Source organism: Nostoc sp. NZL (genome assembly GCF_015714705.1).
Classification (GTDB): Bacteria; Cyanobacteriota; Cyanobacteriia; order Cyanobacteriales; family Nostocaceae; genus Nostoc; species Nostoc foliaceum_A.
In genome coordinates, this window is sequence record NZ_WBKL01000035.1 from 1 (window position 1) to 12642 (window position 12642).

Below are 12642 nucleotides of genomic sequence, written 5' to 3' on the forward strand. Positions count from 1 at the left end.
TTCCGGTGGCAGACTGCTCAGTTGATTACTGTAGAGGTCGAGGGTTTGCAGGTTGGTGAGTTGGCCAAATTCCGGTGGCAACGTTGTTAAGCCTTGTCCAGAAAAGTCTAATTCTGTCACCTTGTCTCTAGCAGCTTGTTTAATAATTGGCAGCAGTTCTTCGTTAGTCATTTTGGGTTTTACAGAGGCGATGCCTGACAAGGAGTTGCTGCTTGGACGCGCAGCAGAGAAATTGAGCTAATTAATTATGTCGCCAATAAATAGTTTTTTCTTCAGTGTAATATCTGTGAATTTTTGTGTGCTAAATCATAAATTAATAGTAAAAATTGTGACATCATATTCTACTCAAGAGTATAGTTTCAAACAACATCAATTTTTGAAATGATGTTTATACTTAGAAGTAAGTAAATGAAAACAGGTGCATAATGAAACTACAAGATTTCTTGGGAAAAGATGAGAAATGGTCATTTGATGCGATCGCAGAAGATGCAGACTTGGCTCGTCAGATTCAGATATTGTTAATCGGCTTAGGTTTGCTAGAACCTCCAGCCGATGGTAAATTTGGCCCTGTTTCTGTGATATCTCTCAAAAAATTTCAAGAATTAATAAAGACTGAAGAGAGTGGCTTTTTAGGAGCAGCCACGGCCAAAAAACTAATTGAAACCAAACCAGACGATCTTCCTAAACCCCCTTTAAAACTTGGTAATGACATTGCCAGCAGGATTATAAAATACTTGCTATCTAAAAATTATGAGGTATTTACCAATCCAAAAGAATACAACATTGTTTATATAGAGGGTATAAATGCAGACTGGACTCTTAACAATGATGCAGCCAACGAATTTAACGATCGACGGATTGTCATTGAAGTAGTAAATGGTGTTCCCAAAATCGTAGATCATTGGGAAGCTACTACAGAACCAGGGAAGTACTACACTTATAAACCGATGAATCCCAAAGGAGCAGCTAGGATTCAGTTTGGGCAATACAAAGCTTGGGCTGTTGGTACTCACGGCACAGCCGAACCTCACGAAGCATTAGTGCAAGTTGGAGATATAACTGTTTGTAGAGATTTCAACAAAGATTTTAAACGGACTGGTGACAAACTTGATACAGGTAATAATTTTTATGTGAATCAACACTACGGCTTTGATTTCCCCAGGAATGATATTCGCCTTGCCAGTGCGGGTTGTTTGGTGGGACGTACTCGTGAGGGACATAGAGAGTTTATGGCGATTATTAAACAAGACCGCCGTTATGTCGCTAATCGCAAATATACTTTTTACACTAGTGTGATTCCTGGGGATGATTTACTGAAAACGTTTCCAGGATGAGGTAATGCTTAATTGGTAGCACAGCTATTATAAGTGTCTAAAGTGAAACACAAAACCTATCCCTCTCCGAGTCGGAGAGGGACAGACTTGAACTAAAGTTCAAAGTAGGGAGAGGTTTGTTTAACTTTGTTCTTGTGGTTGCCCTATCTGCGCCGTCAATTTCTCTTTATCCTGCCTGCGTTTTTTGGCGTAAAGTTGAATAGTGACTGCCATCAAAATAATCATGGCGAAAATAGCCCAAGCAGCGATATCTGTAGGTAGATTATTTTTAAACACGGCCAGCAGGACGATCGCTACTAACATAACTGTGGGTGCTTCATTTAGAGCACGTAATTGCTGACCACTCCAGCGACATTCATCTACTGCTAATTTCTTCATCAGCCGAGCGCAGTAATGATGATAGCCAATTAAAATAGCAACAAACAGCAGTTTTATATGCAACCAACCCTCTTTTAAAATATCCGGTTCAGTGCTTACTAAACCTATGGCCATTGCGATCGTCACAAACATTCCTGGGTTAGTGATGATATAGTAGAGGCGCTTTTCCATAATTTGATACTGATTTTTCAGTATCGTTCTTGCTGGTTCAGGTTCAAGGTTCGCTTCAACGTGATAGATAAAAAGACGTACCAAGTAGAACAAACCAGCGAACCAAACTACAAATCCAACAATATGAAAGGCTTTAAACCATGAATAAGCCATTAATTCTAAACTCCTTTACTTGTGGTTGTGATCCATTTTTAATGATAATAATAAGTTCACAAATGCAGGCGGGGATAACATTATAATTCTGGCAAAATTTCAGAATTAATTTCTTTGCCACAGATAAATCATCGTGTTTATCTGTGGTTTCATTTTTATAATATCGATTTTTGCCAAAAGTATATTGTCAATGAGCATCTTTACGACGCACAAAGGGTAGAAGGTCTTCCAAAATCGCCTCGTGGTAGTGTTCTTGAGGATAATGCCCGACGTTATTAAGTTTTATTAATTCGGTATTTGGTACGGAATTGGCAAAGTTTTCGGCAATGTCTACGGGTAACCAAGGGTCAATCATCCCCCATTGAATCAGAATTGGCTGTTGCCATTCTTTAAAGCCAGATTCGATTTCTTTCATTGCTGAATCAAGCTGTAAATTGCGAATACTTGATAAGAGGCTCCGCCCAGATGAAGAACTTTTCAAAAATGGTTTTCGATAAATATCTAAATCCTTATCTCCTATGCGATAACGGCTTCCACCTTCTAGAGTTCGGTCAACTAAAAGAGGGTCTTGGGTCATTACTTCACCTGCCAAAGGTAGACCCATTTGTTTAATTTTCCAGGGTAATTTGGCAGTAGTTGATATTGGTGTATTTAAAATAGCTAAATTGGCAATTTGTTCTGGATGACGCAAGGCATATTGTAGCCCTACAGAACCTAAAAATCCTTGGACAACTAAAGAAAAATGCTCAAGTTCTAAAGCTCTGATAAATCCTTCTAAAGCTGTAATAAAAGCATCGGGAGTGTAAGCAAAATCTCGTTTTTCTGGTTTTGCAGAAAAGCCATAACCAATCCAATCTGGAGCGATCGCTCTTGTACCTTGACTCCCTAAAGCAGGCATAATATGACGCCAACTGTAACTTTGTGAAACTAAGCCGTGTAGCAACACCACAGGTGCTAAGTCAGTTCTGCCAATTGGTGAAGATTCCCGATAAAACCATTCCAGTGAATCTACATTGATTTTATGTTCTGTTATTGACACGCTATTTTCCTATGGATTTTGAATGTAGAAGCCTTATACAAAAGCACAAAGATAAAAAGATGTTTTTATAAAAGGGATTGGGCATGAGTTATTCTTTCTCTCCCTGCTTTCCCTGCTCCCTCATCTCCCTCATCCCCGCACTCCCTGAGGAATAATCATCTCACGAATCGCATAAGCTGTAGCGGGTGCTAGTAAAACGCCGTTGCGATAGTGTCCGGTAGCTAGGAGGATGTTACTAAACCCTGGCAACTTACCAATAACTGGGGCTGGTCGTCCTTCAGGACGGGGACGTAACCCCGACCAACTGCGGAGAATAGTTGCTGTGGCTAACTCTGGGCAAAATGCGATCGCTTGTTTTCTAACAGATTCCAGCAGTTCTTTATTTGGCGGTATCTCATCGCCATTGCTGGGAAATTCTACTGTTGCACCCACCCAATAATCTCCACCACCCACAGGAACAATATGGACATCGTTACCCGTAATGGCCGGCTGGAAGTCGGGATTGCCTAACGGATGCCCTACTTGCATTTGCAACGCTTGCCCAAGTACGGGGCGGATATCAATTATCTGATTTAATTTTGCCGTCAATGGTGTTGAACCTAGCCCCGCTGCGATTACAAACCAATCTGCGGCTATTTTTCCTTCTGTAGTCTCAAGTTGATTGCAAAATTGGAGAGAAGATTCATCTGGTGAGGCTTGGGCATCCAAAACAGTCACGCCAAATTTGAAAGTTACACCATTTTGCTGGGCAGCCTCAACTAAAGCTAATGTGAGAGCAATTGGATCGAGTTGGCGGTCTTGGGGAGAATAGACAGCACCAGTAATTTTTTCATTATTAATTTGAGGACAGATATTCTGGAGTTTAGCAGTGTCCCATCTTTCTAAATGCCAGCCTTGAGTGTGGCGAATTTCTATTAGCTTTTCCCATGCTGAGATCCCGTCTGGGGATGAATCAGACAAAAGCATGAGAATTCCCTGGCGATTAAAAGGGATTTTGCGACCTGTTAAAGCTTCTAATTCAGGAATCAAAGTTTCATAGCGTTGGATGCTAGTTTGCCGCATTTGCCAAGCTTTGCCCTTGATTTTTTGGCTGATTGCGCCCATCAAAACGCCAAGTGCAGCGCCCGTGGAAGCTTGTGCTGGTGGTTGCCGATCGCAAACTGTGATTTTTAGCCCTTTTACTTGACTAAGTTCATAGGCGATCGCAGCCCCAACTACACCACAACCGATAATAACTACATTCATGATTTCTGCTTAAAGTGAGAAGTTAGAAGTGAGAAGTTAAAAATTCCTAACTCTTAACTCCTAACTCCTAACTCTTAACTCCTAACTCTCTTCTGTTTTCGGAAGCAGGTCGAGGAATTTGTCAATCTCTGCGAAAGCAGCTTGGGATTGATTCAAGGCAACTAGAGGATTGCCAGCACTAGTAGCTTTATCGAGTTTAACCAGGTCGTTAAAAAAATCTCGTGTTATTTGACGTGCTTTGGGTTGGTCTTTGGGTAGAAGGTTGGGAGTAACATAAGTCAGATTCAGCTTTGCTTCCGTTATCGGGCCATGTATAAAGTTACGCACATTGATCCAATCACCTTTTTTAATCAGGGTTGTCAATTCTTCTGAGCGATCGCGCACAGCCTGAATTTCAGGAACATAAGCCTGAATTTTTTCAAGTTGTACTGCTGTGTAAGTCGGAGGTGCCACCGTGACACTAGGACCGCCACAACTAATGAGGAATGTGGCCAATAATACTAGGAAAAATGAAAAAATCGAGCGTTGACGCGCCATACATTGAAATTGATTACTGTTTTTTTGCCGATTCACAGTGTCATTTTAGATCGCTAGCGTAATTTATCGTTCCTGTCAGCCAAGGATTTTGCAGAAAATCTCGATATTTTTTACAAACGGCAGAGTTTCATCTGCTTTTGAGGAATTTTTAAGTACAATTACTTAATAGGTGTTACCCGTCCCAACAAGAAGCGATTTTTGGTATCTGTCTAGTAACCAGGATTGTTAGGGAAGTATGATTTAGAGTTGCTAAATCTCAAAGGTCTTGATAAGCTGAAACACCAATAAGATAAGCCTTCTGGCGGTTTTACTGTCTTCACATCCCGGAAGATGCCGACGCAAAATAGGAGTGTTTTTTAGTGAACGCAGCTGAACAGGCAACGAACCTTGAACTCGCCAGCAACATTGCTACGGTGGTTAATTTGTTCAAATTCGAGTTTCCTGATGCCAAATCTGATCTCAAACCCTGGAAAAATGACCCGGAAACCAGGGAGTTAGTCGATCCAGACTCTATAGATATTGGCTTTCACTTTCCTGGTATCAGCAAATCTTGGCGAAGTCGCAGTATTTTAATTCAAATCCGATTTTATCAAGATCCTATCAATAATTCCCGGCGTGCGATCGGCGTGGAGGTAGCTGGATTCGATCATCGTGGTGAAGCGTGGCGACTTTCTACGGTAGAAAACTGGAGTGTTGTCGGTGCATCTTCGCCTTCTGATGAAATCGAGGATAAGCTCAAACAAATTTGCCGCCAGATTTTAGAAGTATTTAATAAACCAAGTGAATGAAGTCAACTTGTGTCAGAGAAAGTAGTGTTACTAATTCGTAATTCGTAATTCGTAATTCGTAATTAAATAGGTACAAGCCCCTTGATTCATCAATGGAAATATAAAAACGCGTAGTATCATTATTTTAAGCCCCTGAACTTCAGGTATGGGGTAAAAATATGATCTGCGAAGGGTGCGATCGCAATTACTGTAAATATTTTTGTTTACCTACTTAATGAGCCTCTGAACTCCGTCAACGAGTCTTTTATCAACGTTAACGAGGCTTTTATCTCCGTCAACAAGTCTGTTTTCATTGATTAAATCCCCGACTTCTTGAAGAAGTCGGGGATTTGAATCTAGCTTAAGTACGTAACGCACCATCCAGGTTTTCGGTGCGTTAGCCTACGGCATAACACACCATACGAAACTACGAGGCTACCAGTTACCTACAGGTTGAGCAGTAGCACCCAGCATTGATGGATCGATTGAAATGCCCAATCCTTCAGCTACACGACGACCATAAGAAATATCTGCCCGGAAGAAGTGGCAAAGTTGGCGCATTTGGATGTCTTCCCTTGCTTGAGAGAGACTACCGACGATATTTTTAGCAAGACGCTCTTGCTGCTCAGGAGTTAGTAACCGATACAGATTACCTGCCTGGGTATAATCGTCGTTTCCTTCACGATGACTGTAACGATCGACTGTGACATCGCCCAAATGACTAGGTGGTTCTGCATAAGCTGGATTTTCTTTGGGCGTACCCTCAGCACTATTCGGTTCATAGTTAGGAACGCTACCGCCGTTGTTCCCTGATGCCATAAAGCCATCTCGCTGATAATGCATCACTGGACATTTGGGCTGGTTAACGGGTAGTTGCTGATAGTTACCACCCAAGCGATACCGTTGAGCATCTGGGTAAGAAAAAATTCGAGCTTGAAGCATTTTGTCTGGAGAGAAACTAACGCCAGGAACTACCGCACTAGGGCTAAAAGCGGCTTGCTCTACTTCGGCAAAATAATTCTCAGGGTTACGATTTAGCTCTAATATCCCAACTTCAATTAAAGGATATTCCCCTTGTTTCCAAACTTTGGTTAAGTCAAAAGGATTATCAGGATGTTTTTCCGCTTGCTCCTCAGTCATCACCTGAATACACATCCGCCACTTAGGATAATCTTTTTTAGCGATCGCTTCAAACAGATCGTGAGTCGCATGATCTGGATCTTCACCCTTAATCTTAGCCGATTCTTCCTCAGTCAAGGTTTGATGCCCTTGCAGAGTCTTAAAGTGAAATTTACACCAGACGCGATCGCCTTCAGCATTAATTAAACTGAAGGTGTGGCTACCAAAACCGTCCATGTGTCGATGGGTTTTGGGAATGCCCCGATCTGAAAAGAGGATCGTCACTTGGTGAAGCGATTCTGGACTGAGTGACCAAAAATCCCACTTTGCATTCTGATCTTTACAATTAGTTTGGGGATTGCGCTTTTGGGTATGGATAAAATCAGGAAACTTCAAAGGGTCGCGGATGAAGAAAATAGGGGTATTGTTACCTACAAGATCCCAGTTACCCTCCTCAGTATAAAACTTGAGGGAAAAACCTCTAGGGTCACGCTCGGCATCTGCTGAACCTTTTTCTCCTCCCACTGTAGAAAAACGCAGAAGAAGTTCCGTTTTCTTGCCAATTTCAGAAAAAAGTTTGGCTTTACTGTAGCGGGTGATGTCATTGGTGACAGTCAAAGTACCGAAAGCAGCCGCACCTTTAGCGTGGACAACGCGCTCAGGAATACGTTCCCTATTGAAGTGAGCCAGCTTTTCTAGGAGGTGGAAATCCTGCATTAATACTGGGCCACGTGATCCAGCTGTGAGTGAGTTCTGGTTATCGGCAACAGGAATACCGTCAGCAGTTGTCAAGTTTTGGGGTTCAGTCATGGGTAAAGAAGCTCTCCATTAAGTTACTCAGATTGCCCACAGTACATTTTAGTTAGTAGATACCTACTGATAGAACAAACTAATTCATAGTCATAACGAGTTTATATATAAAGCATACTCGATATGATTATGAATTACCATAAATTGTTTTGTATCTTGGTAGGATGTAGAGAGGCGATACATCCTGTGTCTACTGCCTTTCAGGTATTTAAATGTTTGAGAATCAACGAGCAAACATCTGTCGCCTCAATTTGATTTTCATTAACTAGGTGAGTTTGATGGGTGATAAATAGAGGCCCTTCATCTGGAGAAGTAGTAATGTGACCGTGAGAGCCACGTACTAGAGAAGCATCTAGAGGAATCACATCCATTAAGTAGCGAAAACCCAGTTGTTTCTTAAGTAGCTTGAGAGCAATTTTTCCTTGAGGAAATTTAATTTGCGGATCAAGGAAAAGTTCTACAGGATCATAACCAGGTTTGCGGTGGATATCTACAGTTCTAGCAAAATCAGGCGCTTTCGCATCATCGAGCCAATAATAATAGGTAAACCAAGCGTCAGATTGAGCGATCGCCACTAACTCTCCCGATCTAGGATGATCGAGATGGTAGGTTTGTTTACCCTCTTCATCTAATACCTGCGCCACGCCTTCAGTCGCTTCTAAAAGCGATCGCACTTTTGGGATATAGGCCGGATCATTCACATAAACATGAGCAATTTGATGATCGGCAACGGCAAAGGCAATGCTAGCACCAAAATCGAGTAGTTCTCGCCCTAATTCTTCTCGCACAGCAATTAAACCATTTTCCCGTAGTACGCGGTTCAAATCCACAGCTTTAGAAACTGGAGTAATACCATACTCAGAAAGAATAATTACCTGAGTATTGCGTGCTTCAAAATATTCAATCAAATCGCCACACACAGCATCAATTTCTCGTAAATCTGCTTTAATTTGTGCCTGATTGTTACCAAATTTTTGCAGACAGTAATCTAAATGTGGTAAATAAACTAGTGATAATGTAGGGCTGTAACGTTCCTCAATCCATTTTGCAGAATTGGCAATCCATTGGCTAGAACTAATGGAAGTTTTTGGCCCCCAGAAATCGAACAAAGGGAAGTTTCCTAAATCAGATTGAATTAGCGATCGCACATCACTAGGATGGGTATAAATATCAGGTAATTTTCTGCCATCTGCGGGATACATCGGACGCGGCGTAATGGCATAATCGACTGAAGAATACATGTTGTACCACCAAAAAAGGTTGGCACAAGTGAAGTTTGGATCAATTGATTTAGCTATTTCCCAAACTTTGGGAGCCTGCACTAGTTTATTAGATTGTCGCCAAAACTTCACTTCACATTCATCGCGGAAGTACCAACCATTAGCGACAATTCCATGTTCATCAGGCAATTTTCCTGTCAAATAAGTAGCCTGAACCGAACAAGTTACAGCAGGTAACACTGTTGCGATCGGGACTACTTGACCTTTAGTAGCCCAAGAAGATAAAAATGGTGTGTTTTCTCCTAGTAAACTGGGCGTTAATCCCACGACATTTAGAACAACCGTTTTCTGCATAAACTTAATCCTCTCCTATACCAATTAAAAAAAATAAGTAGGAACGCACAATAACGTATCTCTACAGATTTAAACCAGACAACCCGTTTAATTCGTAATTAATAAATTACGAATTACGAATTAATTTTAATACCCACTCATATTCCCGCTGAATAGAAGTCAGCAAATCTATCTTCATTTCTGATGGCAATACATCCCAAGTGTAAGTTTCAATTTCTAAATGGGAGCAAGCATTATTAGTTTTAAGTAGATGCAAAACAGTAGCAATGTCATCTTGGGTAGATTGCAAAATTTGATAATCATGAATAAAAATTGGCACATGGAAATGAGTCCGCCATTCTTCAGCTAGAGATTGCTCTAAATGTGGTAAGGCATTTATTAAGTCAGGATAGTGATGGAGTGTACCATCACTGCGACGTTCTATTACTTGGTGAAGATAAGTAGATTCAGCAAAAGGACGTAAGCGTTCAACTATCAAACTACGCTTCTCAACATCAGCAGGTATTTTTACTTTAATTGCAGCGCTGATTTGAATTTTGCCAATCTTAATTCCTGCCGATTCCAAACGTGTAAATACAGAAGCTGGCTGCTCATATTCAACGGAAAAATGGCAGGTATCATAGCAAATGCGAACGTGTTCTAGCAATTTAGTCTCTGCTAAATTCTGCTCAATATTTAATTTTTCTGATAAATAACTACCACCAATTGGCAATAACCAATTTTGGTAGAAGTCAATTACTTCTGAGGTGTTTTCAATTAAACCATCAGGCTCAGGTTCTAAATCAATATGGAGTATCTTTCCAGTTTCTTCGCAGATGCGAATCATTTCTACAACAACAGATGCGATGTTCAAACAACTCTTTTTCAGAACAGTCTCGAAAGTTGTTTGGTCTTTTACCCACCAAGGTTTATAGGATAATGGTAGTGTAGAAATTCCGCCATCAAGTCCTTGGGGTAATAGACTAGCTAAAATATGTGCCAAGTTTAATGTATAATCAGCCCTTTCTTGTCTAGACCAATCTGGTGCATAAACTTGGTCTTTTACCACTTGTCGATGAAATCCACCATAAGGGAATCCGTTTAAGGTGAAAACATATAAATATTGTTGAGTTAACCAAGTTTGAAATTGAGCCAGGTTATTACTTTCTAAAAGTTCTTTTGCAGCAACATCTGCTAACCTCAAACCAATACCAAAAGGTTCTGTAGGTGATAAACGTGATTTGAGTTCGGGAATATACTTCTCTAAATTTGCGAAAACCTCTAGCCAACTTTCACCAGGATGAATATTGCTGCAATAAGTTAAGTGAAAATTATTGTTTTTTGTAATTTTCATTTTCTAGCTCTATCCCTTGTATATGTAATCTGTTTTCTTTGGCTTCAACTATTTCACAAAATACTTGCTACATATTCATGGGTAGGGGCGCATAGATGTGCGCCCCTACAGCCGATGGTATTACTGGGTGTACACATTCAAATTTAAGTAACAGCAAATACTTTTGCTAACTTCATCGAAAATGGTAGCAAGATTAGAACGAATAAACCGTAATACAAACCAGCAAAACCAGATGCAACGGTTGCATCTAAGACTATTAGGGATAAAACGCCTATTTTCACAGCATTTCGGATATTTTCGGCTATTGGTTCCCGCGCCGCTTTGATAAAGTTAGGCAAGATTCTGATAGCTAATAAAATAGCGAATGGTAATGCTGCGATCGCTGTATACTCTCTTAATAATCCTAAAGCTAAAACTGCCGTCAAAACTATTGCAATTAGCAGTAATGCTAGTACTCCCGTAATCTTCTTGCCTCCGTGAACTTCACCTTGGCTAATTGCGGTGATAGCAGCAATGTAAATAACAGGAATCAGCGCTAAATACCAACGTTCTCCTATTATTGCAGGTACAGCACTTACGCCTAATAATAAGTTACTGCCACGACACAAACCCATATTTAAAGGGCCAAAAAAAGGATGATGTTTGGCGAGTGAGTCATATAGGAGGGATGAAAGAGTGATAAATATAGCGATCGCACCACTCAACAACGATACTTGAAAAGCAGCTATAATCCCGAGCGCAAAAAGTATACTCCCCAATAAAGTAGCATTTTGACTAGATACGCGACCACTGGGAATTGCTCTATTTGGTCGTTCTTTTGCATCTAACTCTGCATCGAAAACATCATTAAAAACTATACCGCCGCCGTATAAACCAGTTGTAGCCAATAACAACCAAGCTAATGGAATTAGTACGGCAAAACTCGCTTCTCCATTGATTAATTGGGCAAAAATAATCCCAGCGCCAGAAGCAGCAAAACCAACAAGAATATCTGCCCAAGCAGTAACAATATTAGCAGGACGCATCAATTCCAAATAACCCCGCCAGCTTTGAAAATTTAAGCTTGCAACATTCACTTATCTGCCTCCGTGCCTAGTAATTTATCAAAATAAACCGCATATTAAAAATGAATCAGATATTTATGCAATTTCTCTTATCCACTCCCGTTCGGCTACGCTCAGGACAGGCTCACGGCAAGCCCATTACAGACGCGATTAATCGCGTCTCTCCTAATTTTTTACTCAATCAACACATAATCTGAAACTGATTTGATTCCTGGTTCTTGTCCCCGTAACACAGAATTACCATTGAACAACTGACGTTGATCAACAGATTGAGGATTAAGCCAGTCTGATGCTTGCATCTGCCCAGTTTGACTGTAAGCAGCTAGAGCGTTTTCATAACAAACTGCGCGTACATGTTCTTCAGGAATGCCCCTATCTAACATCAACTGAGCAGTTTTCGGGACTGCTAAAGGATCGCTAATACCCCAATCAGCACTACTATCTACAATGATGCGATCACGTCCATACTTGCGAACAACTTCTACCATCCTGGCGTTACCCATCTTCGTCTGTGGGTAAATCGTGAAAGCTGCCCAAAAACCCCGTCCTAATACTTCCTCAACGGTTTCCTCATTGTTATGATCAATAACTACTTGTGAAGGATCTAAGCCATATTCAATACAGCGATCCATACTCCGACTAGCACCCGCCTTCTTATTCCGATGAGGCGTATGAATTAGGACCAACATATCGAGTTCTTTGGCTAATGCTAACTGTTGACAAAAGTACTTATCTTCTGCTTCTGTCATATCGTCGTAGCCAATTTCACCAATGGCAACAACTCCCTCTTTACAGGCATAAAGTGGTAGCAGTTCTATAACTTCTGCTGCTAATGCTTCGTTGTTAGCTTCTTTCGGATTGAGGCCAATTGTGCAGTAATGTTGGATGCCAAACTGGCTAGCACGAAACCGTTCCCAGCCCACAAGGCTACTGAAGTAGTCTTTAAAAGTGCCAGCGTTGGTTCGCGGTTGTCCTAACCAAAAGGCTGGTTCAATAACGGCGACAATACCATATTCCCGCATTACTAAGTAATCGTAAGTAGTGCGCGAACACATGTGAATGTGAGGATCGATAAACATCATAAGTAATTCAAAATTCAAAATTCAAAATGAAAAACC

At 40.9% G+C, this 12642-nt stretch carries 12 protein-coding genes; 2 read left to right on the forward strand and 10 right to left on the reverse strand.

What is annotated here, in order from left to right:
* The coding region (locus F8R90_RS04630) for a leucine-rich repeat domain-containing protein (protein WP_196509765.1) at positions 1-171 on the reverse strand (171 nt) is incomplete at its 3' end.
* 254 nt (positions 172-425) lie between these two features.
* Between F8R90_RS04630 and F8R90_RS04635 the strand changes: the two genes are divergently transcribed.
* On the forward strand, positions 426-1334 hold the full coding sequence (locus tag F8R90_RS04635) for a peptidoglycan-binding protein (protein ID WP_196509766.1): 909 nt from the start codon (positions 426-428) through the stop codon (positions 1332-1334).
* Between the two features lie 120 nt (positions 1335-1454).
* Here the strand turns inward: F8R90_RS04635 and hemJ are convergent, their stop codons facing one another.
* The 4 genes from hemJ to psbQ all read right to left on the reverse strand — a co-directional run bounded on the left by hemJ (position 1455) and on the right by psbQ (position 4893).
* Positions 1455-2036, reverse strand: a complete 582-nt coding sequence (gene hemJ / locus F8R90_RS04640; protein ID WP_196509767.1) for a protoporphyrinogen oxidase HemJ — start codon at positions 2034-2036, stop codon at positions 1455-1457.
* A 187-nt stretch (positions 2037-2223) separates the two neighbouring features.
* Complete coding sequence (locus tag F8R90_RS04645; RefSeq protein ID WP_196509768.1) at positions 2224-3075, reverse strand: alpha/beta fold hydrolase; 852 nt, start codon at positions 3073-3075, stop codon at positions 2224-2226.
* Positions 3076-3204: 129 nt separating this feature from the next.
* Complete coding sequence (locus F8R90_RS04650) at positions 3205-4320, reverse strand: NAD(P)/FAD-dependent oxidoreductase (protein WP_196509769.1); 1116 nt, start codon at positions 4318-4320, stop codon at positions 3205-3207.
* Positions 4321-4401: 81 nt separating this feature from the next.
* Positions 4402-4893 carry a photosystem II protein PsbQ gene (gene psbQ, locus F8R90_RS04655; RefSeq protein WP_442946738.1) on the reverse strand — a complete coding sequence of 164 codons (492 nt, stop codon included), beginning with the start codon at positions 4891-4893 and terminating at the stop codon, positions 4402-4404.
* A 323-nt stretch (positions 4894-5216) separates the two neighbouring features.
* Here psbQ and F8R90_RS04660 point away from each other — a divergent pair, with 323 nt between their 5' ends.
* The gene (locus tag F8R90_RS04660; RefSeq protein ID WP_114085319.1) at positions 5217-5645 is read left to right on the forward strand and encodes a hypothetical protein; all 429 of its coding nucleotides are present in this window, start codon (positions 5217-5219) and stop codon (positions 5643-5645) included.
* Between the two features lie 414 nt (positions 5646-6059).
* Here the strand turns inward: F8R90_RS04660 and F8R90_RS04665 are convergent, their stop codons facing one another.
* The 5 genes from F8R90_RS04665 to F8R90_RS04685 form a co-directional block, all read right to left on the reverse strand.
* Complete coding sequence (locus F8R90_RS04665) at positions 6060-7553, reverse strand: catalase (RefSeq protein WP_196509770.1); 1494 nt, start codon at positions 7551-7553, stop codon at positions 6060-6062.
* Between the two features lie 200 nt (positions 7554-7753).
* On the reverse strand, positions 7754-9127 hold the full coding sequence (locus tag F8R90_RS04670; protein WP_196509771.1) for an alkaline phosphatase family protein: 1374 nt from the start codon (positions 9125-9127) through the stop codon (positions 7754-7756).
* 106 nt (positions 9128-9233) lie between these two features.
* A complete protein-coding gene (eboE, locus tag F8R90_RS04675) occupies positions 9234-10460 on the reverse strand; it encodes a metabolite traffic protein EboE (protein ID WP_196509772.1) in 1227 nt (408 codons plus the stop codon).
* A 143-nt stretch (positions 10461-10603) separates the two neighbouring features.
* Positions 10604-11536 (reverse strand): UbiA-like protein EboC, encoded by a 933-nt coding sequence (gene eboC / locus F8R90_RS04680; protein ID WP_331000602.1) that lies wholly within the window; start codon positions 11534-11536, stop codon positions 10604-10606.
* A 161-nt stretch (positions 11537-11697) separates the two neighbouring features.
* Positions 11698-12606: a TatD family hydrolase gene (locus tag F8R90_RS04685; protein WP_230966104.1), complete on the reverse strand. Its 909-nt coding sequence runs from the start codon at positions 12604-12606 to the stop codon at positions 11698-11700.
* Positions 12607-12642: the final 36 nt, after the last annotated feature.

Excerpts from the sequence above, each read along its gene's own strand:
- F8R90_RS04635 (WP_196509766.1), top strand. The coding sequence starts at position 426 with ATGAAACTACAAGATTTCTTGGGAAAAGATGAGAAATGGTCATTTGAT.
- eboE (WP_196509772.1), bottom strand. The coding sequence starts at position 10,460 with ATGAAAATTACAAAAAACAATAATTTTCACTTAACTTATTGCAGCAAT.
- hemJ (WP_196509767.1), bottom strand. The coding sequence starts at position 2,036 with ATGGCTTATTCATGGTTTAAAGCCTTTCATATTGTTGGATTTGTAGTT.
- F8R90_RS04670 (WP_196509771.1), bottom strand. The coding sequence starts at position 9,127 with ATGCAGAAAACGGTTGTTCTAAATGTCGTGGGATTAACGCCCAGTTTA.
- F8R90_RS04685 (WP_230966104.1), bottom strand. The coding sequence starts at position 12,606 with ATGATGTTTATCGATCCTCACATTCACATGTGTTCGCGCACTACTTAC.
- F8R90_RS04665 (WP_196509770.1), bottom strand. The coding sequence starts at position 7,553 with ATGACTGAACCCCAAAACTTGACAACTGCTGACGGTATTCCTGTTGCC.
- F8R90_RS04650 (WP_196509769.1), bottom strand. The coding sequence starts at position 4,320 with ATGAATGTAGTTATTATCGGTTGTGGTGTAGTTGGGGCTGCGATCGCC.